Genomic DNA, 22,300 nt, shown 5'->3' on the forward strand with positions numbered 1-22,300 from the left:
GATCGTGTGCGAGGTCATTCTCCGAAACATTATATGGTAAATCCCTGTTTTTACTTGAAGGAAAATGCGTAATATAGTAAGATAAAAGAGCGAAATTCTACGAAAGGAGAAATGCGCATGTTTAATTGGAATATGGCTGTGGTATGGCTGGTGATCCTTGTGGCCTGTCTGGCTGTGGAGATCGCAACGCTGGGACTGACTTCGATATGGTTTGCAATCGGAGCGCTGGCAGCGACAGTGGCGGCTCTTCTGGATCTTCCGCTCTGGTTTCAAAACACGCTGTTTGTCGTAGTTTCCCTCGTATTCCTGTTTTGCACCCGTCCGATCGCGGTGAAATATTTTAACAAGGACAGAGTCAAAACGAATGCGGAGAGTCTGATCGGCAAGCAGGCGATCGTGATCAGCGAGATTGATAATCTGCAGGGAATAGGGCAGATAATGATCAGTGGTCAGGAGTGGAGCGCCAGAACGGCCGATGAGGGGGAAAAAGTTTCTGTCGGCGCGATCGTGGAAGTGACCGCCATACAGGGCGTAAAGTTGATTGTAAGAGAAAGGAAAGGGGAAAATTAAATGGGTGGAATTATTGTACTGATTTTATTTCTGATTTTGCTTGGAACAGTAGCTTCCTGCATCAGGATTGTCCCGCAGGCGCATGCCTACGTTGTGGAGAGACTTGGCGCATATCAGGGCACATGGGCGGTTGGAATCCATTTCAAAGTGCCTTTTATCGATAAGGTTGCAAAGAAAGTGATCTTGAAGGAGCAGGTTGTGGATTTTGCTCCGCAGCCGGTGATCACGAAGGATAATGTCACGATGCAGATTGACACAGTTGTGTTTTTCCAGATCACGGACCCGAAGCTGTTTGCCTATGGTGTGGAAAATCCGATCATGGCAATCGAGAATCTGACGGCGACAACGCTGCGTAACATCATCGGTGAGATGGAGCTCGATCAGACGCTGACTTCCAGAGAGACGATCAATACAAAGATGCGTTCTTCCCTGGATATTGCGACCGACCCCTGGGGTATTAAGGTCAATCGTGTGGAGCTGAAAAATATCATTCCGCCGTCTGCAATCCGCGATGCGATGGAGAAGCAGATGAAAGCAGAGCGGGAACGCCGTGAAGCGATTCTGCGTGCGGAAGGTGAAAAGAAATCCACTGTCCTTGTTGCGGAAGGTAAGAAAGAATCTGCAATTCTGGAAGCAGAGGCAGAAAAGCAGTCTGCGATCCTGCGTGCGGAGGCACAGAAGGAGAAGATGATCCGTGAGGCAGAAGGTGAGGCGGAAGCAATCCTCAAAGTGCAGAAGGCGACGGCAGACGGACTTCGTTTCATCAGAGAGGCAGGAGCCGATGAATCCGTGCTCAGACTGAAGAGTCTGGAGGCATTTGAGAGAGCGGCAGACGGCAGAGCGACGAAGATTATCATTCCTTCTGAGATTCAGGGTGTTGCAGGGCTTGTTTCCTCTCTGAAGGAAGTTATGGCCGATAAGTAAGGGAAAGTAACATGAATTTAAAAGGACGTCATTTTTTAAAACTGTTGGATTACAGGCAGGAAGAGATTCTCTTCCTGCTTGATCTGGCAGCAGAGCTGAAAGAAAAAAAGAAAAAGGGCCAGCCCGTCGATTGTCTCAGAGGACGGAATGTGGCTCTTATTTTTGAAAAGACAAGTACAAGAACCCGCTGTTCTTTTGAAGTGGCAGCGCACGATCTGGGAATGGGTACGACTTATCTCGACCCGTCCGGTTCGCAGATTGGCAAAAAGGAAAGCATTGCCGACACGGCGAGAGTACTCGGCAGAATGTATGAAGGCATTGAATACCGGGGCTTTGGTCAGGAGATTGTGGAAGAGCTGGCCAGGCATGCAGGTGTGCCTGTATGGAATGGACTGACTGACGAATTCCACCCGACACAGATGCTGGCCGATATGCTGACGATCCGGGAACATATTGGAAGGCTGAAGGGCGTGCGGCTGGTCTATCTGGGAGATGCCCGTTTTAATATGGGCAATTCCTATATGGTAGTCTGTGCGAAACTCGGACTGCATTTCACGGCTTGTGCGCCGGAAAAATATTTTCCGGATGCAGCTCTGACGGAGACCTGCCGGGAAATCGCCAGGGAGACGGGAGCGACGATTACTTTTACTGAGAATCCACAGGAGGCCGTAAGGAATGCAGACGTAATCTGTACGGACGTATGGGTTTCCATGGGAGAACCGGACGCGGTGTGGGAGGAACGGATCAGAGAATTGTCTCCCTATCAGGTAAACCGGAAACTGATGGAGCAGGCTGGGCCGCAGGCGATCTTCCTGCACTGTCTGCCGGCATTTCATGACCTGAATACAAAGATTGGCAGGGAAATGGGAGAGCGGTTCGGTATCACGGAGATGGAAGTGACGGATGAAGTGTTTGAATCTGCGCAGTCTGTCGTGTTTGACGAGGCGGAAAACCGGATGCACACGATCAAGGCTGTGATGGCGGCTACGTTAGGAGCGAATGTGTGAGAACGGAAATATTGACGATGCTCCGGCAGGCGGACGATTATGTGTCGGGACAGGAATTATGTGAGCGGTTTGGGGTTTCCCGGACGGCCATATGGAAAGTAATCAACGGACTGAAAGAACAGGGGTATGAGATCGAATCTCAGACCAATAAGGGGTATCGGCTGAAAGCAGCGCCGGACATCTTATCAGAGAGTGAGATCGCCAGCCGGATGACAACGAAATGGCTGGGGAGAAACGTCGTCTACTTTCAGGAGACCGATTCCACGAACACGCAGGCCAAACGTCTGGCGGAAGAGGGAGCCGTTTCCGGAACTCTCGTCGTGGCTGATATGCAGAATGCGGGAAAGGGCCGGAGAGGCCGTTCCTGGCAGCAGGCCCCGGGAACTATGATTTCGATGACACTGATTCTCAAACCGGAGTTTGCACCGGAGCTGGCATCAATGCTGACGCTGATCGCGGCGCACAGTGTATCAAAAGCGATTGAAAATATGACAGGACTGTCAGCGCTGATCAAATGGCCGAATGATATTGTGATTCATAATAAGAAGACTGTGGGTATTCTCACAGAGATGAGCCTTTCTCTGGAGCAGGACAGCATTCATTATGTGGTTGTGGGGATTGGAATCAATACCAATATCCGTACGTTTTCGGACGAAATTAAGGATATAGCTACCTCACTTTATCTGGAGACAGGGAAAAAGGTAAACCGCAGCGGAATGATTGCCGAAGTTATGAAATGCTTTGAGGAAGATTATGAAACATTTTTACAGAAGGAAGACTTGTCAGAGATCCTGGAAGATTACAATGCACATCTGGCAGGCAGAGACAGAGAAGTGAGAGTGTTGGACCCGAAGGGCGAATATACAGGAATTTCCAGAGGTGTGAACAGGACGGGGGAATTGCTTGTGCAGAGAGCGGATGGCAGTGTGACGAACGTGTATGCCGGGGAAGTGTCTGTGAGAGGATTATATGGCTATGTCTGAAGAGCGGATCATATTATGCGGCGCTAGCGCCTATGACAAAAAGTATTATTTTAATCAAAGATTCCGGCAGATTCCCGAGTCAATTCAGGATGAGCTGCATATCATATGTGTATTGTTCACGGAAGAGGCGGGCGGTGTGTTTACGATCGTATTTGAACCGGACGGCGGTGTATCGCTGGAGACAGACGCTGATGAAAATGATATTTATTATGATGAGATCAGCAGCGGGCTCCTTGTACGGGAGATACAGCGCAAACGACGGGAACTGCTGCAGTCTTTGAGCCTGTACTACCGGGCGCTGATTCTAAACGAAGATTTGTCTGAAATGTCAGAGGAGGAGATGTGACGAAACCTGCCGGAATTCCGTATGGCAGGCACACATCACAGAATAATTATGTTATTGGTTGTGGATGTAGGCAATACAAATATTACGTTTGGTGTGTTTGAGGGGAAGAAGCTGCGCAACAGTTTCCGCATCACTACCAAAATATCAAGAACTTCCGATGAGTTTGGCATCGCTATCATGGAGCTGCTGCGAATCAACGGCATTTCCGTTGAGGACATCAATGGTATCAGTATGGCCAGTGTCGTACCGAATATTATGCACTCACTGACAGGAGCGATGCACAAATATATTCATCAGAAACCGCTGATCGTGGGACCGGGTATCAAGACGGGCATCAAGATTGCCGGAGAAAATCCCCGTGCCGTTGGTGCGGACAGGATCGTCGATGCGGTTGCGGCCTATGAGAAATATGGAGGGCCGATTCTGGTGCTTGATTTCGGAACTGCGACTACGTATGATCTGGTGAGGGAAGACGGCAGTTTCAATGAAGGCGTGACTGCGCCCGGACTGCGAATCTCTCTGATGGCGCTTTCTCAGGAGGCTGCGAAGCTGCCTGAAGTGGAGATCAGAAAACCCAAATCGATTCTGGCGCAGGAGACGATCTCCAGTATGCAGGCCGGACTTGTGTACGGACAGATCGGTCAGACGGAATATATCATCAAACAGGTAAAAAAAGAGACCGGCTACAGTGATTTGAAAGTAGTGGCAACGGGCGGTCTGGGACGGATGATTTCCGAGGAAACGGATTCGATCGACATCTATGACAGCGCTCTGACATTGGACGGGCTGCGCATCATTTACGAGAAAAATGTAGACAATATGGGAAAGAAGAAATGAAAGAGAAGCAGATCAGAGAGCTGCGGATAGGGAATGTGACCCTTGCGAACAATATCATATTGGCTCCTATGGCAGGTGTGTCGGACCTGCCATTTCGTTTGCTCTGTGCCGAACAGGGTGCAGGGCTTGTGTGTATGGAGATGATCAGTGCCAAGGCGATCTTATATCACAATAAAAATACGGAAAAGCTGCTGGAGATCGATCCGCGGGAAGGCGCCGTGTCATTGCAGTTATTCGGTTCGGACCCGGAAATCGTGAGCGAGATGGCGAAAAAGATTGAGGACAGGCCGTTCTCAATATTGGACATTAATATGGGATGTCCGGTGCCGAAAGTCGTAGGTAATGGAGAGGGTTCGGCGCTGATGAAAGATCCTCTTCTGGCGGGAAAAATCATTGAGAAGACAGTAAAGGCGATCAGTAAACCTGTGACGGTAAAGATCAGAAAGGGCTTTGACGCAGAGCATATCAATGCGCCGGAGATGGCACATGTCGCGCAGGAATCGGGTGCAGCGGCGATCGCTGTACATGGACGGACGCGGGAGGAATATTACAGGGGAAAAGCGGACTGGAATATTATCAGGAAGGTCAAAGAAGCGGTGCGGATTCCGGTCATCGGCAATGGGGATGTGGTGGATGGTCCCACTGCGGAGCGTTTGTTTCAGGAGACAGGCTGTGACGGAATCATGGTGGGCCGCGCTGCTCAGGGAAACCCCTGGATTTTCCGCCGGATAGCGGACTATCTGGAAGATGGCAGGATCACGGAAAAGCCTTCGCCCCAGGGGGTAAAAGAGATGATCTTCAGACATGCCTCCATGCAGCTTGCCTGCAAGGGAGAATATATCGGCATCCGCGAGATGAGAAAACATGTATCCTGGTACACGACCGGTTATCCTCACGGCGCCAGAATCAGGCAGAAGGTCAATGAGACACAGACAATGCAGCAGTTGGCGGAAGTTCTGGAAGAACTGTGGCCGCAGGGACAGGAAAGCTAAGGAGCGTGCATGGCTGGCCGGTATCGGTCATATACTGGAGTATGGAAAAAATCATTTATCTCTACACAGTCAAAGAGGAAGAAAACAAAAAAGGAATATGGCGCCGGATGCAGAATGTGCTGGGACTCAGTTATCCGGTCAGGGAAAAGAACGGGGTTTTTGCAGGCTGCCCGTTGGAAGCATATGCAATCACAAGCCCATGCACAGAGGGGCGGAGATTTCGCCGGACTCTTAGAAAAATAAAGAAACGGATACAAAGGAGAGAGATGCAAAGAGTGGCAAGAACGTCACAAAGTGCATTTCTTTTTTGTCAATGGGAAGACTGTGTCTTTCCGGCAGAACTGCTTGTGAATTTTTACAGACAATGTCAGGAGGAAAATGTTTTTGTCTTTCGCGCGGAGCAGCTCATATTCATAGACGGATGGGAGAGGCCGGAAGGGGAGGAAGAAAGCAGAAGCATTGCATGGGATGGAAACGACGGCGAGGAAATGACATTTATGTCAGAAATATACTCGACGTATAATTATGTGACGATCGTGACACAGAGATGGGAGGTGTGGCGGGGGTTTGTAGAGACTGCCTATGAGGAGTATGGACTCTCGGTGCGGTGCGTCGCTGACAGTGCCAGGCTGACTTTCCGCGACAAGGCGACACTCATTATCGACCTGTATCATGGCGGACAGGATTGCTACCGGTGTTTCCCGGGAAACAGCGTTTACATGGACCTGCGGGAGGGTAGCGGGAAACAGCGTATAATCTCAGCAAAATGCGGGGAAATTCCCTATATATCACTGCGCAATTCCCTTGACACTACGCTGAAAGATACGGTATAATACACGAGTTGTCGAGCATACAATGATTGCGGGACAAGGGGAATGAAAGATGTAATTATGGAGAGGTAGCGTCATGGAAGAAAAGAAAAATATATTAACGTATGAGGGTTTGAGAAAATATGAAGACGAGCTTCATGAGTTGAAGGTCGTCAAGCGGCAGGAAGTAGCTCAGAAGATCAAAGAGGCGAGAGAGCAGGGCGATTTGTCTGAGAATGCGGAATACGATGCGGCAAAGGACGAACAGCGTGATATAGAAGCAAGAATCGAAGAGCTGGAGAAGATCTTAAAAAATGCGGAGGTCGTGGTCGAGGATGAAGTTGATCTGGACAAGATCAATATTGGCTGCCGCGTGAAGATTCTTGATCTGGAATACAATGAGGAACTGGAATATAAAATCGTCGGCTCTACGGAGGCTAACAGTCTCAAAGGAAAGATCTCGAATGAGTCGCCGGTGGGAAAGGCGCTGATCGGAAAGAAGATCGGTGATCTCATTCAGGTAGAGACACAGGCAGGTATTCTGGAATACGAGGTTTTGGAGATTCAGAGGAGCAACTAGGAAGAAATACAGAGCAGTGAAGAGGAGTGGCAGACGTGGGAGAGACACAGAGCAGACCACAGGAGCAGGATATTCATCAGCTTTTGAAGGTAAGAAGAGAGAAACTGGCGGCGCTTCAGGAAAAGGGAAAAGACCCATTCCAGATCATGAAATATGATGTGACCCATCACAGCATGGACGTGAAAGAGCATTTTGAGGAGATGGAGGGGAAAGAAGTCTCTCTGGCAGGGCGTATTATGTCCAAACGTGTCATGGGAAAGGCTTCTTTTTGCAACATTCAGGATTTGAAAGGAAACATTCAATCTTATGTGGCGAGAGACAGCGTCGGAGAAGAGTCCTACGCAGAGTTCAAGAAATATGATGTCGGCGATATTGTAGGGATTGAGGGAGAAGTTTTCAAGACAAAAACCGGGGAAATTTCCATTCATGCGGCAAAAGTGACACTGCTGTCAAAAAGTTTACAGATATTGCCGGAGAAATATCATGGGCTGGTCAATACCGATCTCCGTTACCGGCAGCGCTATACCGATCTGATTATGAATGAGGAGGTAAAAGATACCTTTATCAAGCGTTCCCAGATCATCAGCGCGATCCGCAGATTTCTCGACAGCCAGGGATTTATGGAAGTGGAGACTCCCATGTTGGTATCGAATGCAGGCGGTGCGGCAGCAAGACCGTTTGAGACACATTTCAATGCGCTGGATGAGGATCTGAAGCTGCGCATTTCTCTGGAACTCTATTTAAAACGTCTGATTGTTGGCGGCCTCGAACGGGTCTATGAGATCGGTCGTGTGTTCCGCAATGAGGGACTTGACACAAGACACAATCCGGAGTTTACATTGATGGAACTGTATCAGGCCTATACCGACTATAACGGCATGATGGATTTGACAGAAAAGCTGTACCGGTATGTGGCTCAGGAAGTATTGGGTACAACAGTCATCACTTATAAGGGTACGGAAATGGATCTGGGCAAGCCTTTTGAACGGATTACGATGGTGGATGCCGTCAAAAAATATGCCGGAGTGGACTTTCATGAGATTCACACACTGGAAGAGGCGAGAAACGCTGCAAAGCAAAAGGGCGTAGAATACGAAGAACGTCATAAAAAAGGTGATATTTTAAATCTGTTCTTTGAACAGTTTGTGGAAGAACATCTGATCCAGCCGACGTTCCTCATGGATCACCCGGTGGAGATTTCTCCGCTGACGAAGAGAAAGCCGGATGATCCGGATTATGTGGAGCGTTTTGAATTTTTTATGAACGGCTGGGAGATGGCAAACGCTTATTCGGAGTTGAATGACCCGATCGATCAGCGGGAGCGTTTCAAAGCGCAGGAGGAACAGTTTGCCCAGGGAGACGAGGAGGCAAACCATACAGATGAAGACTTCCTGAATGCACTGGAGATCGGTATGCCACCCACAGGCGGCATTGGCTACGGCATTGACCGTATGGTTATGCTGCTCACAGACTCTCCGGCGATCCGGGACGTACTGCTGTTCCCGACGATGAAGTCATTAGATAAAAAAGACCAATAAAATCAAGGGTTTGCGGACTTCCAACTTGTATGGTACGACAGGAGTACGACAAAATAACCTATCTTAAAGGGTTAAAACAAACGATTTTAAATTAAAATCGAGTCAGTTCAAGTTCATATTTTGTACTATAAGGACATTTTTCTAAAAGAAATTTTAGAGGAATGTCCTTTTTTGTTATGGTCAACGGAACAAAATAAGAAAATGGAGGAAGTCAGTATGAACAGTACAGCGTTAGGAGCAGAAAAAGAAAATATTAACTTTATCAGTGAAGCACATGAGAAATTCTACTATGAAAAAATTCAGAAAGTTAGAGAAGCAGATGTATATCACAAGGCACTTTGCTATTGCATTGGAATGAACGAAGATACACGAAGAAATGTGGATAGAATTTATAATTTCAAGACTGGATGTGTAAAACCGGAGTGCCTGCATGAAGGCTGGCAGACCAGTGGAAGTGCAAAGGTTGTCAGAATGGCATTTAATCTGTATTGCAATGGTACACCGAGCGTGGATGATGAACAGGACACAGAGGAGCAGGTGGATGAGTGCCGGAGATATTCAGTAGAGGATTTGTTCTGCTGTTGCTATGCACCATATTTCTGGCAGGCAATACAGATTCGCTATCCGGAGTATGCCACATACAATAAAAATTTGTATGCAATGTTTGGAGGAAATGATTGATGTTAAAGATTCGGTTGATGGGAACAAAAAATGATATTACATGGTTCAAAAAAATCATGCAGAGACACCCAAAGGTAGAGGTTCTGGAAATGTCAGACCTCTATCCCAACAAGGGAACAGATAAATATTACAGATCGTATGTAGAAGTAAAAAAGAGCAATGTAAAAGAATAATAGTAGAATTTGGAGGAATTTCATCATGTGTAAAATTATAGTAATCGGAAACCAGAAAGGTGGAGTTGGAAAGACCACCACAACGAGTAATTTAGGTATTGGACTTGCAAAAAAAGGGAAAAAGGTGCTTCTGATAGATGCGGATGCACAGGGAAGTCTGACAGCAAGTTTAGGCTTTCAGGAGCCGGATAAACTGGATGTATCTCTTGCAACCATTATGGCGAATATCATCAATGAAGAAGATATGGAGCCGGATTATGGCATCCTAAAGCATGACGAGGGTGTAGACCTTATGCCCGGCAATATAGAGTTGTCGGGATTGGAAGTATCACTGGTAAATGTCATGAGCAGGGAGCTTGTGCTTCGGACTTATATAGAACAGCAGAAAGAAAGGTATGATTACATTCTGATTGATTGTATGCCTTCCCTTGGCATGATTACCATAAATGCCTTTGCAAGTGCCGACAGCATCCTTATTCCGGTGCAGGCAGCATATCTGCCGGTAAAAGGTCTGGAACAGCTTATAAAGACCATAGGAAAGGTAAAAAGGCAGATCAATCCAAAATTGGAGATTGAAGGTATTCTGCTTACTATGGTTGATAACAGAACGAATTATGCAAAAGACATCAGTGCATTGGTTGTGGAGAATTATGGTAGCAAGGTAAGAATATTTGAAAACAGTATTCCGATGTCGGTAAGAGCTGCGGAGATTTCTGCTGAAGGTGTCAGCATTTATGAGCATGATCCAAATGGAAAAGTAGCGAGTGCCTATCAGTCATTGACAGAGGAGGTGCTTGCAGATGAATAAAACAGGAAGTGCCGCAAAGGTAAAACTGAACAGCTTCGATGATTTATTCGGAGATGGACAGCCACAGGCAGGAATAGAGCAGGTACAGGAAATTGCATTATCAGAACTGCATGAGTTCAAAGGTCACCCATTTAAGGTACTGGACGATGAAAAGATGCAGGAGACGGTGGAGAGTGTCAGAGAGCATGGCGTGCTGATGCCGGGTATTGCAAGACCAAGAGCTGAGGGCGGCTATGAAATTATTGCAGGACACCGAAGGAGACATGCGTGTGAGCTTGTAGGACTTGATACAATGCCGATGTTTATTCGTAATTATACGGACGATGAAGCCACGATTATCATGGTGGACAGCAATATTCAAAGAGAAGATATTCTTCCAAGCGAAAAAGCGAAGGCATATCGCATGAAATACGAAGCCATGAAGCATCAGGGAAGCAGAGCAGGTGGACTTACGCTGGACGAACTGGGAGGAGCTGCAGGAGAGAGTGCAAAAACTGTTCAAAGATATATATGGATTTCACGATTATCGGAACCGTTGCTTGATATGGTGGATTCGGGGAAAATAGGCATTATGCAGGCGGTGGACATCTCGTTTTTATCAGAGGATGCACAGCAATGGGTATTGGTTGCCATACAGGACACCAATGCTGTCATAACCAAACAGCAGAGTGCCATGCTGAAGGAAAGTGACAAAAAAGGAGAGTTGACCTTTCCAATGGTGCGTATGCTTCTGGAGAAAGAAAAGCCAGTAGAGCGTAAGGTTGTTATAAAAACAGAACGCATTAACAGTTATTTCCCGGATACATACAGCACAGATGATATAGAAAAAATAATATTTCAGCTATTAGATAACTGGAAAAATACGCAGTAGGAAGGAGGAGACGAGAATGGGAGAAATTTTGCAGCTAGACTATTATTACGGAATAGAAGCGGAACAGTTCTCATTCTATCGTGTTCCACGCCTGCTGATAAAGGACGAGAGATTTAAGAAGCTGTCCAGTGATGCAAAATTATTGTATGGACTTATGCTTGATCGTATGTCGCTGTCTATGAAAAATGAATGGTTTGACGATGAAAATCGTGCATACATCATTTATACCATAGACAGCATTATGGAGGATTTGGGATGCGCTAAGGAAAAAGCTGTTAAGGTATTGGCAGAGCTTGATTCTGTAAAAGGAATTGGTCTGGTAGAAAAGGTGCGCAGAGGACTTGGAAAACCGGATATAATTTATGTGAAAAATTTTGCTTCAATTTCAGAGCAGATGGACGAAAAAGAGCCTGCTAATGCTGATGAAATCACAGAAGTCGGAAAATCGAACTTCAAGAAGTCAGAAAATCGAACTTCTGGAAGTCAGAAAATCAAACTTCAAGAAGTCAGAAAATCGAACTTCCGGAAGTCAGAAAATCAAACCTCTGGAAGTTCGGAAATCGAACCTCAAGAAGTCGGAGAATCGAACCCTAATTATACTAACTATAATCAGACTTATATGAATCAGACTAATTATAACCATACTGAGGAGAGTTATAACAATCCTATCAATCAATCTGCAACAGAAAAGCCACAAGATGATGTGATTGATTCGATGGATGATGCACAGGCATACATAGAACTGATTAAAGAAAATATCAATTATGATCATCACATGAAGTATGATGGTTATGGTGAAAAAGAACTTTATGACGAATTATTTGGGATAATCTGCGAAGTAGTGTGCGTAAAGAGAAAATCAATCCGAGTTGCAGGTGAGGATTATCCGTATGAGCTTGTAAAATCCAGATTCTTGAAACTGAACAGCAGTCATCTGGAATATGTGATTGGTTGCATGAAAGAGACAACGACAAAGATTACAAATATCAAAGCGTATATGATAACAGCACTTTATAATGCACCAACTACGATAAATCATTTCTATCAGCAGGAAGTGCAGCATGATATGTATGGAGGTGGATGGCATGAAAAGGGTATTATTTAAGGTGATTTTGCCGCTGGCATTTGTTGCAGTATGGCTGAATATGTGTTACTGGATATGTCTGGGAGAGAACGGAGTAAACTGGTTTCAATTCTGGATTATGAGTGGATTTCCATTCGGCATACAAAAGATGCTCGTACTGCTGATACCTCGCAATTTTGGAATTGCAGGGAGCATTGGAGTGTTGGCACTTGACGCAGTCATAGGCGGCATGATCGGAGTGATTGTCCTTGCAATAAAAATTATTGCAATCATTAGGGAAGTAATCAATATCATAATGGAACTTGCAGGAAAGAGAATTTCTTGCTGAACAGGAGCAGGTATGAAATGAAAGTTTTTATACCTGCTTATTTTATAACTTCTGGTCACAGCGTCCAGAAGTGGAAAGGAACTGATATGGAATCAATGAGAGACACCAAGCGTATCATGGAGCGTGAAATCAAAAAAGGAAGCACACCATTATCTTTTGAACAAATGGAGATTGATACAAATAATTATCAAGAGATTACTTCTGTGGAGAAGCTGACACAGGTATTGCAGTACCTTCACAGGGTAGGCAATTACAAGTCTTTAGCGGGAAAAACGGTGATCAATAATGTTTACACTTTTATGCGTGGAAGGACACCTGATTTTACCAGAGCAAGAAGTATATTTGACCGGGAAAAGATATATCATCAGATGCTCCGGCAGGAAAGGAAGATGAAGCCTACTTATGAGGGAGACTGCTATATCGAAACAGCAAAGTGCTATTTTTCATTGCCGGAGGAATGGGAAAAGCATAAAATGATATATCTGAATAATGATGCGTATGGTTTTATCCTGTCGAATAAGTATATCTTGGGATTGTATAAGTATTGCAGGGAAGCAAGGCGGGATATTGCAATGGAAGCTCATGAAATACCGGAGAATACAAATACTGTTGTTCAACGGCTGATAAACATGGAAAATCTGGAAGTGTTATCACATTGTCTGCTGCTCGATGATGTATGGATAGAAGATAATCTGATCGGTGCAAAGATGTACACGATTTTCAAGTTAGGAATTTCTTCTCAAAGCACAGCTTTTCTGCTATAATGGGCATTAGCTTATTATGTCTGGAGGAAATGAATATGTGCGATGAAAATATGAATTTAGAAGAACAGGTTACTGAGCCTGTTGAGCCAAAGGTGGAAACAGAACCATTATTTGAGGAAATGGTGGATTTTGATACATTCAGCAAGTCAGATTTCCGTGTTGTAAAAGTAAAAGAATGTAGTGCTGTGAAGAAAAGCAAAAAGCTGTTACATTTTGTTTTAGATGATGGCACAGGAACAGACAGAATTATTCTCTCTGGAATCCATGCATATTATGAACCGGAGGAACTGGTCGGAAAGACATTACTTGCAATTACAAATTTACCACCTAGAAGTATGATGGGAATTGATTCCTGTGGTATGCTTTTATCCGCTGTTCATACAGTAAATGGAGAGGAAAAGCTTAATTTAGTTATGCTGGATGATGCAATTCCGGCAGGTGCAAAGCTCTACTAATCAAAAAGAATATAGAAAAATATACAGCGTTAAGGCAGATATGAGATCGAAAGATTTTGTATCTGTTTTTTTATTGCAACAACTTCTGGTCACGGCGTCCAGAAGTGGAAAGGAAAAGGAAATGAACAGAAAAGATGTGAAGAAATTATTGCTTGCTGTTATTGCTGTGGTAATTGTGGCAAAAATAGCAAGAGACATTATGAAAGCGAGAAAGCAGAAAGAAAATATTCCTGCTGATATATTCGAGGATTTTTATGAGGAAGAAATGAACTGGTGGGATAAAGACCTTGAGGAAGGGGAGGAGCAGTAAGTATGGCAATGAAAACACAGCTTCACAGGCTGTTGGTTCCACCCTAAATCAAGTTGGTGCAGATAAGGAAGGAGGTACACCGTGCAGGAGGAAACAACACAGAAAACCATTGCTCTTGCAATCAAGACTTCCAAACTGACCGCAAGCGTGTTACAGAAGGCGATGAAGATGTATCTGGAACACCAGAAGCATAAGGAGCCTTCCCATGGGAAAATCCCGGTAAAAAAGCTGGTCGGTCAGGGAGAGGGTGCAAAGTCCATTGAGGTTACGGATAGCAATATTAAATCCTTTGAGCGTGTTGCAAGGAAATACAATGTCGATTTCGCAGTAAAAAAGGATAAGACCATGGAACCACCCAAGTATCTTGTATTTTTCAAGGGCAAGGATGCCGATGTGATTGCACAGGCATTCAAGGAATTTGTCAAAGTTAATGAGAAAAAACAGCAGCGTCCGTCACTCAGACAGAAACTGAAAGGACTTCAGAAGATTGTTGCACAGAATAAAAATAAGGAGCGCAGCAGAGAGAAAAATAAGGACAAGGGACAGAGCTTATAAGCAAGGTCATTGACGGGATTGTGAAAGATTTGCAGTCAATTCCGAAAACTCTCAAAGAAAAAACAAAAGGGGTAAATAAAAAGCAGCTTGCCCTGAAATGTGCTCCCTATGTGATCTTCGGGTATGTTCTGAATAAGGTTTCATGGCTGTATGGACAGCAGGCAGGTGATAACACCTTACAGAAGGTGTTGGACACAATCAATGGGATTGGAGGTGCGTTCCATAATCCGCTACCAAGTTTTCTGCCGAGGGATTTACTGGTAGGAGTGGGTTGCGGAATTGGATTTCGTATGGTAGTTTATTATAAAGCGAAAAATGCAAAGAAATTCCGGCAGGGAGTGGAGTACGGTTCAGCAAGGTGGGGAACCGCCAAGGATATTGAACCGTATGTTGATCCTGTATTCGAGAACAACGTATTATTAACTGCAACGGAGAGACTTATGATGTCGGGCAGACCAAAACAGCCGAAGTATGCGAGAAATAAAAACATACTTGTAATCGGTGGTTCCGGTTCCGGCAAGACCAGATTTTTTGTTAAGCCGAACCTCATGCAGATGCACAGTTCCTACGTTGTGACTGATCCCAAAGGCACAGTCCTCGTGGAATGTGGCAAAATGCTGTCTAAGAATAATTACCGGATCAAGGTGCTGAACACGATTAACTTTGCAAAATCAATGCATTACAATCCTTTCGCTTATATCCGTAGCGAAAAGGATATTCTGAAACTCGTAAACACAATCATTGTAAATACCAAAGGGGAAGGACAGCAAGCCTCTGAGGATTTCTGGGTGAAAGCGGAAAAGCTCTATTATACAGCCCTGATCGCATATATCTGGTACGAAGCACCGGAGGAGGAACAGAATTTTTCCATGCTGATTGATCTGGTAGATGCCAGTGAAGCAAGGGAAGATGATGAGAATTTCAAAAATGCGGTTGATCTGCTGTTTGAGGAGTTGGAACAGGAGAACCCGAACCACTTTGCAGTCAGACAGTATAAAAAATACAAGCTGGCGGCAGGAAAGACAGCAAAATCCATTCTGATTAGCTGTGGTGCAAGGTTAGCACCATTTGATATTAAGGAGCTGCGTGACCTGACTTCTTATGATGAACTGGAGCTTGATACTCTGGGAGAAAAAAAGACAGCATTGTTTGTTATTATCTCGGATACCGATGCAACATTCAATTTTATTGTAAGCATCATGTATTCGCAGTTATTCAATCTGCTTTGTGACAAGGCAGATGATGTATATAACGGGAGATTGCCGATTCACGTCCGATGCTTACTGGACGAGTTTGCGAACATCGGTCAGATTCCACAGTTTGAGAAGCTGATTGCTACCATTCGTAGCAGGGAAATATCAGCTTCTATTATTTTGCAGTCAAAGTCACAGCTAAAGGCTCTGTACCGGGATAACGCTTCCACGATTGAAGGAAACTGCGACACTACCCTGTTTTTGGGAGGAAAAGAGAAAGATACTTTAAAAGATCTGGCAGAAATCCTTGGAAAAGAAACGATTGACCTTTACAATACCTCAGATACAAGAGGTACGAGCCAGTCCTACGGTCTGAATTATCAAAAGACCGGAAAGGAACTGATGAGTCAGGACGAGATTGCGGTCATGGATGGCAGCAAATGTATCATGCAGCTTAGAGGTGTGAGACCATTTTTCTCAGATAAGTTTGATATAACGAAGCATAAGCAGTACCCGCTGTTATCCGATTATGACAAAAAGAATGAATTTGACATTGAAAAATACGTTAAAAACCTTAACAAGCTGCGGTTCAAGCAGAATGATGTGGTCGATGAGGTATGCGATGTCGGAGAAATCACAGCTTAACTTCTGGTCACAGCGTCCAGAAGTGACTTTACAACTAAATATTGGAACTATTGTTATGGGAGTTTTTCTGAAAAATCATAAATCAGAACAGCTCCCTTTTTTAATTCATTTTTCAGAAAAAGGAGACAAAAGAATGAGCTTTTTTACAACATCAGTAACAGGACTTAAAACAGTAGTAACCGCTATCGGCGCAGGTGTAGGTGTGTGGGGAGTTATCAATCTTCTCGAAGGATATGGAAACGATAATCCCGGTGCAAAATCACAGGGCATCAAGCAGGTCATGGCTAATTAGAGGTAATCAAAAGAGGAAAGGAAAAGCACAATCCAGACGGAACCGGCGATATCGTCAAGAAATATTTGTGGATTAGCAAGAAACCTGATATAATGGGGGCAAGCGCCCATCCGGGGCAGAAAGGCAGGGAGAAAAATGCACATCAGCTACAAACCGCTCTGGCACACGCTGATAGAGCGAAACATGAGGAAAGAAGATTTAAGGCTTGCCGCTGGCCTAACCACAAATATGATTGCCAATATGGGCAAAGAAGGAAAACACATCAGCATGGACACGCTGGCACGAATCTGCGAAACGCTGGATTGTGGCATTATGGACGTGATTGAACTGGCCAGTGACGAGCCTTCCGCCACAAGAGGGAACGATAATGGAAAAACTGAAAGAAAGAATCACAGAGAACGGCATTGATTATATTCTGGTAGGCGATTATTATATCCCGGACTTGAAGCTGCCGGAGGAAAACCGCCCTATCGGATATTATGGGCGGCTGCACCGGGAATATCTGAAACAGGAACATCCGGCATGGTACAGTTCCCTTATCCTAACAGGGAAATTATGGACGTACCTTGCCGACCTGAACGAGCAGGCGGAGGAACGGCTTGACTTAATCATAGAGCAGATGAAAGCCACCGAGGGAGTGACCGAGGAACTGAAAGCCCGGAACCAGCTTGAATGGGTAGGGCGGATGAACAATATCCGAAACCGGGCAGAGGAAATCATAAAAAGCGAATTGATTTATATTTGATTGGATATGCAAAGGCCAGCCGATTACCGGCTGGTCTTTCTAATCTTCCCTGCGCTCCAATACCGCCCGAATCATGGCAGCGGCGATTTCCTGCTGGCTGGGCGAAGTGCTTTCCCACAACTCTGCCAGTTCCCGTATATCACTGACCTCATTATCTCCCAGCGCATCCCGCAGCAGATAATCCGGGGAAATTTTCAGTGCGTTGCAGATATTGATAAATACAGGCAGGCTGGGAACCTTTGTCCCGCCTTCAATCTGCCGGAGATAGGTTGCGTTTATACTGCATAATTCTGAAAGCCTGTCAGCCGTGAATCCCCGGTCTTTCCTCACCATGTTGATACGTTTGCCCAATCCTTTTGTTTCCATAATGCCCACCCATTTCATAAGCTATTAGCATTTATTTTGTTCACTTTTAGACTACATCACACATAGGGATTGCAATAGCTTCTAAAAGACTATATAATATTAGCCAATAGACTATAAGCTATGAAAGGGGAACAACAGAATGAAACTGAATTATTTTAGGGACAAACTTTTTGATTTACTGAACGACAGCGAAGGGATGGGGATTGCCGACCTGAACGCAGACGAGCAGAACAGCCTGCTCACTGTCAGGACAGAGGATGGGGATGTATTTGAAATCGTATGCCGGCAGGCGGCGGGGAAGGAGGACGGATGGACGACCGCAAACTGACCGTTTATAATGGGCGAGGTGCTTTCAAAAAATCGCCGCCGCAGATTCTTTTACAGGGAAACTGGCTGGAACAGGCCGGTTTTTCCGCTGGGGATAAAATTACCGTGAAATGCCAGCAAGGGCGGCTTGTTATCACGAAGAATGAGCCGGAATCAGATACCAAAGCGGAAAGTTGACAAACATAGAGGTTTTGAATGAATTTTTGAGGAAGCCTATTCCATCTGGAAGGACATTGTAATATAATAAAGCCAGAAAAATCGGGAGTTGTGGAGGTAATTATCAATGAGAAATGTTTACGATAATAGTGAATTTTTTGCCGCATATGCGGAAATGGGAAGAAGCAAAGACGGTCTGAAAGCTGCTGGAGAGTGGCATCAGTTGCAACCGTTATTCCCTAAATTACAGGGAAAAAAAGTTTTGGATTTAGGATGTGGTTACGGTTGGCATTGCAAATATGCCGCACAAATGGGAGCTACTGAAATTCTTGGTATTGATAGTAGTCAAAAAATGATTGCAAAAGCAGTAGCTGATAACTCTGATGACAAAATCAAGTATAAAGTTTGCGGTGTTGAAGAATACATTTATCCTGAAAATACTTATGACCTAGTTGTTTCTAACCTGGTACTGCACTATATCGAAAATTTAGCTAATGTTTATCAAAAGGTGTATTGCACATTAAAAGTAGGTGGGTATTTCCTATTCAATATTGAACATCCGACTTTCACCGCAGGTGTTAATGAGGATTGGATTTATGATGAAAATGGGAAACCTAAATATTGGCCAATCGACAATTACTATTACACAGGCGAAAGAGAAACCAATTTTCTTGGTCAACGAGTAATTAAACAGCACCACACATTAACGCAGATATTGAATCCACTTATAAAATGTGGTTTTCAAATTGAGGCTATTGAGGAAGCAATGCCTCCGGCAGATATGATGGATATGCCGGGAATGTGTGATGAAATGCGTAGACCTATGATGTTGTTGGTTAAGGTTAAAAAGGTTTAATAAACAACTTCCAGTTTATCAAGCCACGTTCTCAACTAAATACCACCAGCACAAAACCGCTGCCACATGGAAACATACACAACCATGCAACAGCGGTTTTTTATTTCCGTTTTTTTCTCTGGCCGACATAGCTTTTGAAGAATTTCGATTTTTCAAGGATATGTACAAGTTGCCGGAACTCCACATCAGACAGCTTGTTATAATTGATACCCAGCCGCTTGCAGTAAAGCGCAGCCTGTTTTTCAAGAGGGCTTCCCTTGAAATTTGCAACATCCTCTAAGTCCTGTTTCAATTCTTCGGCAATGGTAGTCGGTGGCGCACTCTCACTGTCAGACTTGTGTGCAGCACGAATATCATGGACGATTACGCTTATATCATCCTGTATCATGTGGCTGAAATATTCGTCATCCTCAATGTGTGCGGCCTGTAAAATCCGCAGGTACGGGTCATCTTCTCCGGGGCGGTAGCGTTCTATAATTTCATGCCGGACAGTATCGACAAGGGAGTTGAGGTTCTGAATCTGCATGGAAGCAATCCCATCCACATAAACCTCAATATCAGCCAAAAACTTTATAAAGTCCTTGTGGGTGGCAAGTTCGCACAGCAGACGGTTGTTAATCCGGCCACTTTTCAGAAGCGCAACCATTTCGTCATTCAAATGCAATTCTGTTAAAGGCGTGTTGACCTGCTCCCTGTTTTCTGTCCGGCATAACAGATAATCAATGGACACTCCATAGAAATCCGCCAGCGTGATAAGGTTGCCATGATTGATTTCTTTATTGTCCTTAGATTCATAGCTGGCAAGGGCAGATTTTGAAATCTTTGTCAGTTGTGCCAGTTCTTCCAGATTTAATCCTTTTTCCTTGCGTAAATCCCAAAGGCGTTCCTGTATGGTAGTCGCTCCTTTCATGTGCGCACGCTCCTTTCCAGCGGCTGCTTCCCTGCCGCCTGACTGGATTATACCATACTTTCCACAATCGTGGAAATTTCCGATATTTGCCCTTAATTCCTTTTTTGTGGACATACGGCACAAGGCTCAAAAATGTTCTATGATACAGGTAGTTCATCGATGGATTATTCCAATCGAATGACCGGCCTGTATGGGATATGCTCCCCGGCGATGTAGCGCAACGACTTCCGGCAGGGAAACGGAGGAACCCTGACCGCAACGAGCGTACCAAGGAGAGCGAAACGCCGCCAAAGACGGGGGCAGGAACGACAGCAGAGGGAACCGGCAAAATGAACACCGAAACGATACCGAAACACAACAATTTCACGGGGCATAGTCTGCCCTGCCCGTAATACTAAGGGGGATTTTGGGGCGGCTCTGCGGCTGTATTTCCCCTGAAAATCGCCCCGAAACGATACACAAAAAACCACTATCCGCCCATTCCGGCTGTTACTGCTGAATCGGGCGGTTTTTCTATGAAGGAGGCATTATGCCGAGAATGTCAAAAAAACGGAAGAAAGAGCTTGCTTTCTTCCTGAATGACCGGGGGCGCAGAAGCTACAACGGACTCTGCCGGAAATGCCAGCATGAGTGCAAGCAGAGTTTCCGGGCTGTCATGATTGACTGCCCCCGTTACCTATCCAAACGAGCCAAAAGGAGGACACCACCCAATGAATTGTGAATTTATGATAGCCAGTACACCCCTGCCGCCCTGTATGCCGCTCCCAAAGGCAATGCTCCGACTTCCGGTCAGCAATACAGCAAAAGTCATGTACGCCCGCCTGCTGGATGAAATTCTGACAAGGGGAACCGAGGACAGCAACGGGATTCTGTTTATCCGCTTCCCCGTCATGGAGATAGCGGCTGCGCTTTCCCGAAGCCCTCAGACCTGCAAGCGTTCCCTGAACGAGCTGGAACAGGCCGGGATGATCATGCGTGTCCGTCAGGGAATCGGGGAGGTCAGCCACATCTATATCCTGCTCCCCAGGGAGGATGCTGCCCATGAATGAGAAGCTGGAAAAACTGAATCAGGAGATTGAAAAGACCGAAGCAAGGCTGCGGCGGGCGCAGCATAAGGAGAAAATGCTGGAACACCAGATAAAGACACTGAACCGGAAGGAACGGACGCACCGGCTCTGCACCAGAGGGGCAATGCTGGAAAGCCATCTCCCCCACCCGGAATCCGTGACGGACGAGCAGGTCAGCACCATCTTGAAGGTACTGTTCCACCGGGGCGACACGAAGCGGCTTGTGGCACAGGTTCTTACCGAAAACCGGAAGGAGGACACGGAATGAAATTTTCAAAAAGCGAGCTGGATATTATCTACCAGTATGCCGCACCGACCAAGGCGGAAACCCTTGCGGGCATGAAAGAAATCGTGCCGGTGATAAAGGACTTACTGACAAAGGCAATCGTGGAGAACGCCATCCGAAAACTGGAAAAGATACCGGAGCCGGAGTGCAGCCGGTTTGTTGCCGCCACAAAAGCCCGGTTCCTTGCAGAGCGTGACAATTCCATCCGCCAGCGGCTTGCGGCGGCAAAGGCACAGGAGCCGATTTTGCAGGGGCATGACCTGTCAGGAAAGGAACGGTTCCACCCGGAAACCCGGCACATGATTACGCTGGAAGTACAGAAGCAGTGCTTTGTCGGTTTTAAGGGGGAGCGGTTCCGTTTCTTCCTTTCCGATGAAGGCTACCGGAACGCAAAGCGCAGCGAGCAGGAAGGGGAAATCAAGATAAAAAGCCATGCCGCCGTTGTCGCCGGGAAGCTCTATCCTGACAAGAAGCCCCGACAGCAGGAACGATAAAAAAGACTGTTCCAGAATCAAAGTGCGCCGGGCGCGTCTTGATTTTTGAAGGGAAGTTTTAACGTGGACGAGCTGGGCGCGTTCACGTTGACAGCTTCCGAAGTGACAAGCTGGAAAATCCCCCTCTGAAAGAGGGCGCAATTATACACCACTTCGGGAAGTGGTGCATTGCGCCCTGCCGGGGGCGTCCTGCGGACAGCAGATGATTTCCGTAGATTTTCAATCTGCTCCAATCATCACAGGGGAAGTTACCCTTCCCCTGCGCTGGCTTACGCCAGCTACCCCTTTGTGGACTTGCCGCCCGGAATTATCTTGCGTTGCAAGTTGTTTCCATCTGACAAGTTTGCT

At 45.7% G+C, this 22,300-nt stretch carries 32 protein-coding genes and 1 pseudogene; 31 read left to right on the forward strand and 2 right to left on the reverse strand.

All coding sequences use genetic code 11. The features are described 5' to 3' along the window. Positions 1-117: 117 nt before the first annotated feature. The 24 genes and pseudogenes from V1224_01555 (at position 118) to V1224_01670 (ending at position 17,490) form a co-directional block, all read left to right on the forward strand. Positions 118-570 carry an NfeD family protein gene (locus tag V1224_01555; GenBank protein ID WWR16168.1) on the forward strand — a complete coding sequence of 151 codons (453 nt, stop codon included), beginning with the start codon at positions 118-120 and terminating at the stop codon, positions 568-570. Further along, positions 571-1,494, forward strand: coding sequence for an SPFH domain-containing protein (locus tag V1224_01560; protein WWR16169.1), 924 nt, complete (start codon positions 571-573; stop codon positions 1,492-1,494). An 11-nt stretch (positions 1,495-1,505) separates the two neighbouring features. After that, the gene (gene argF / locus V1224_01565; protein WWR16170.1) at positions 1,506-2,501 is read left to right on the forward strand and encodes an ornithine carbamoyltransferase; all 996 of its coding nucleotides are present in this window, start codon (positions 1,506-1,508) and stop codon (positions 2,499-2,501) included. Beyond that, positions 2,498-3,484 carry a biotin--[acetyl-CoA-carboxylase] ligase gene (locus tag V1224_01570; protein ID WWR16171.1) on the forward strand — a complete coding sequence of 329 codons (987 nt, stop codon included), beginning with the start codon at positions 2,498-2,500 and terminating at the stop codon, positions 3,482-3,484. Before argF ends, V1224_01570 begins: the two co-directional genes overlap by 4 nt. After that, positions 3,471-3,830 (forward strand): DUF6145 family protein, encoded by a 360-nt coding sequence (locus V1224_01575; GenBank protein ID WWR16172.1) that lies wholly within the window; start codon positions 3,471-3,473, stop codon positions 3,828-3,830. Before V1224_01570 ends, V1224_01575 begins: the two co-directional genes overlap by 14 nt. A 48-nt stretch (positions 3,831-3,878) precedes the next feature. Beyond that, a complete protein-coding gene (locus V1224_01580) occupies positions 3,879-4,667 on the forward strand; it encodes a type III pantothenate kinase (protein WWR16173.1) in 789 nt (262 codons plus the stop codon). Beyond that, positions 4,664-5,659, forward strand: a complete 996-nt coding sequence (gene dusB, locus V1224_01585; GenBank protein ID WWR16174.1) for a tRNA dihydrouridine synthase DusB — start codon at positions 4,664-4,666, stop codon at positions 5,657-5,659. The genes V1224_01580 and dusB overlap by 4 nt, the downstream gene beginning before the upstream one ends. Positions 5,660-5,700: 41 nt before the next feature. Next, complete coding sequence (locus V1224_01590; protein ID WWR16175.1) at positions 5,701-6,492, forward strand: hypothetical protein; 792 nt, start codon at positions 5,701-5,703, stop codon at positions 6,490-6,492. A gap of 73 nt (positions 6,493-6,565) precedes the next feature. After that, positions 6,566-7,048: a transcription elongation factor GreA gene (greA, locus tag V1224_01595; protein WWR16176.1), complete on the forward strand. Its 483-nt coding sequence runs from the start codon at positions 6,566-6,568 to the stop codon at positions 7,046-7,048. 35 nt (positions 7,049-7,083) lie between these two features. After that, positions 7,084-8,586, forward strand: a complete 1,503-nt coding sequence (gene lysS, locus V1224_01600; GenBank protein WWR16177.1) for a lysine--tRNA ligase — start codon at positions 7,084-7,086, stop codon at positions 8,584-8,586. A 216-nt stretch (positions 8,587-8,802) separates the two neighbouring features. Next, positions 8,803-9,267, forward strand: coding sequence for a DUF6075 family protein (locus V1224_01605; GenBank protein WWR16178.1), 465 nt, complete (start codon positions 8,803-8,805; stop codon positions 9,265-9,267). Continuing rightward, positions 9,267-9,440 carry a hypothetical protein gene (locus tag V1224_01610; protein ID WWR16179.1) on the forward strand — a complete coding sequence of 58 codons (174 nt, stop codon included), beginning with the start codon at positions 9,267-9,269 and terminating at the stop codon, positions 9,438-9,440. The genes V1224_01605 and V1224_01610 overlap by 1 nt, the downstream gene beginning before the upstream one ends. A gap of 25 nt (positions 9,441-9,465) precedes the next feature. After that, positions 9,466-10,248, forward strand: coding sequence for an AAA family ATPase (locus V1224_01615; GenBank protein WWR16180.1), 783 nt, complete (start codon positions 9,466-9,468; stop codon positions 10,246-10,248). Next, the gene (locus V1224_01620) at positions 10,241-11,119 is read left to right on the forward strand and encodes a ParB/RepB/Spo0J family partition protein (protein ID WWR16181.1); all 879 of its coding nucleotides are present in this window, start codon (positions 10,241-10,243) and stop codon (positions 11,117-11,119) included. Before V1224_01615 ends, V1224_01620 begins: the two co-directional genes overlap by 8 nt. Before the next feature lie 16 nt (positions 11,120-11,135). Further along, a complete protein-coding gene (locus tag V1224_01625; GenBank protein WWR16182.1) occupies positions 11,136-12,224 on the forward strand; it encodes a DUF6017 domain-containing protein in 1,089 nt (362 codons plus the stop codon). Continuing rightward, complete coding sequence (locus tag V1224_01630) at positions 12,205-12,531, forward strand: DUF6050 family protein (protein WWR16183.1); 327 nt, start codon at positions 12,205-12,207, stop codon at positions 12,529-12,531. Before V1224_01625 ends, V1224_01630 begins: the two co-directional genes overlap by 20 nt. An 86-nt stretch (positions 12,532-12,617) precedes the next feature. Then, a complete protein-coding gene (locus V1224_01635) occupies positions 12,618-13,295 on the forward strand; it encodes a hypothetical protein (protein ID WWR16184.1) in 678 nt (225 codons plus the stop codon). A gap of 35 nt (positions 13,296-13,330) precedes the next feature. Further along, the gene (locus V1224_01640; protein WWR16185.1) at positions 13,331-13,750 is read left to right on the forward strand and encodes a methionyl-tRNA formyltransferase; all 420 of its coding nucleotides are present in this window, start codon (positions 13,331-13,333) and stop codon (positions 13,748-13,750) included. 40 nt (positions 13,751-13,790) lie between these two features. After that, complete coding sequence (locus V1224_01645; GenBank protein WWR16186.1) at positions 13,791-14,060, forward strand: hypothetical protein; 270 nt, start codon at positions 13,791-13,793, stop codon at positions 14,058-14,060. 81 nt (positions 14,061-14,141) lie between these two features. Beyond that, a complete protein-coding gene (locus V1224_01650) occupies positions 14,142-14,615 on the forward strand; it encodes a PcfB family protein (GenBank protein ID WWR16187.1) in 474 nt (157 codons plus the stop codon). 20 nt (positions 14,616-14,635) lie between these two features. Further along, positions 14,636-16,453, forward strand: a complete 1,818-nt coding sequence (locus tag V1224_01655) for a type IV secretory system conjugative DNA transfer family protein (protein WWR16188.1) — start codon at positions 14,636-14,638, stop codon at positions 16,451-16,453. 133 nt (positions 16,454-16,586) lie between these two features. Further along, positions 16,587-16,739 (forward strand): annotated as a pseudogene (locus tag V1224_01660) (Maff2 family protein). 141 nt (positions 16,740-16,880) lie between these two features. Beyond that, on the forward strand, positions 16,881-17,153 hold the full coding sequence (locus tag V1224_01665) for a helix-turn-helix domain-containing protein (GenBank protein ID WWR16189.1): 273 nt from the start codon (positions 16,881-16,883) through the stop codon (positions 17,151-17,153). Further along, positions 17,113-17,490, forward strand: a complete 378-nt coding sequence (locus tag V1224_01670; GenBank protein WWR16190.1) for a TnpV protein — start codon at positions 17,113-17,115, stop codon at positions 17,488-17,490. Before V1224_01665 ends, V1224_01670 begins: the two co-directional genes overlap by 41 nt. Before the next feature lie 39 nt (positions 17,491-17,529). On the opposite strand, the gene V1224_01675 is transcribed toward V1224_01670, so the two are convergent. Beyond that, positions 17,530-17,856 (reverse strand): helix-turn-helix transcriptional regulator, encoded by a 327-nt coding sequence (locus tag V1224_01675; protein ID WWR16191.1) that lies wholly within the window; start codon positions 17,854-17,856, stop codon positions 17,530-17,532. 139 nt (positions 17,857-17,995) lie between these two features. Here V1224_01675 and V1224_01680 point away from each other — a divergent pair, with 139 nt between their 5' ends. From V1224_01680 to V1224_01690, 3 genes are all read left to right on the forward strand, one after another. After that, positions 17,996-18,184, forward strand: a complete 189-nt coding sequence (locus V1224_01680; protein WWR16192.1) for a hypothetical protein — start codon at positions 17,996-17,998, stop codon at positions 18,182-18,184. Then, complete coding sequence (locus tag V1224_01685) at positions 18,166-18,360, forward strand: SymE family type I addiction module toxin (protein WWR16193.1); 195 nt, start codon at positions 18,166-18,168, stop codon at positions 18,358-18,360. Before V1224_01680 ends, V1224_01685 begins: the two co-directional genes overlap by 19 nt. A 106-nt stretch (positions 18,361-18,466) precedes the next feature. After that, positions 18,467-19,195, forward strand: coding sequence for a class I SAM-dependent methyltransferase (locus V1224_01690; GenBank protein ID WWR16194.1), 729 nt, complete (start codon positions 18,467-18,469; stop codon positions 19,193-19,195). Between the two features lie 100 nt (positions 19,196-19,295). Here the strand turns inward: V1224_01690 and V1224_01695 are convergent, their stop codons facing one another. Next, positions 19,296-20,105 (reverse strand): helix-turn-helix transcriptional regulator, encoded by an 810-nt coding sequence (locus tag V1224_01695; GenBank protein ID WWR16195.1) that lies wholly within the window; start codon positions 20,103-20,105, stop codon positions 19,296-19,298. 529 nt (positions 20,106-20,634) lie between these two features. On the opposite strand from V1224_01695, the gene V1224_01700 reads away from it, so the two are divergent. Genes V1224_01700 through V1224_01715 form a run of 4 tightly spaced genes read left to right on the forward strand, consistent with a single transcriptional unit; the run spans position 20,635 to position 21,952 of the window. Further along, positions 20,635-20,826 carry a hypothetical protein gene (locus V1224_01700; protein ID WWR16196.1) on the forward strand — a complete coding sequence of 64 codons (192 nt, stop codon included), beginning with the start codon at positions 20,635-20,637 and terminating at the stop codon, positions 20,824-20,826. Beyond that, positions 20,816-21,154, forward strand: coding sequence for a MarR family transcriptional regulator (locus V1224_01705; protein WWR16197.1), 339 nt, complete (start codon positions 20,816-20,818; stop codon positions 21,152-21,154). The genes V1224_01700 and V1224_01705 overlap by 11 nt, the downstream gene beginning before the upstream one ends. Beyond that, a complete protein-coding gene (locus tag V1224_01710) occupies positions 21,147-21,440 on the forward strand; it encodes a DUF3847 domain-containing protein (protein ID WWR16198.1) in 294 nt (97 codons plus the stop codon). The genes V1224_01705 and V1224_01710 overlap by 8 nt, the downstream gene beginning before the upstream one ends. Then, the gene (locus V1224_01715) at positions 21,437-21,952 is read left to right on the forward strand and encodes a DUF5720 family protein (GenBank protein ID WWR16199.1); all 516 of its coding nucleotides are present in this window, start codon (positions 21,437-21,439) and stop codon (positions 21,950-21,952) included. Before V1224_01710 ends, V1224_01715 begins: the two co-directional genes overlap by 4 nt. The last annotated feature ends 348 nt before the right edge of the window (positions 21,953-22,300 follow it).

This window comes from Lachnospiraceae bacterium JLR.KK008, from assembly GCA_037015955.1.
In the GTDB taxonomy this organism is placed as follows: Bacteria; Bacillota; Clostridia; order Lachnospirales; family Lachnospiraceae; genus VSOB01.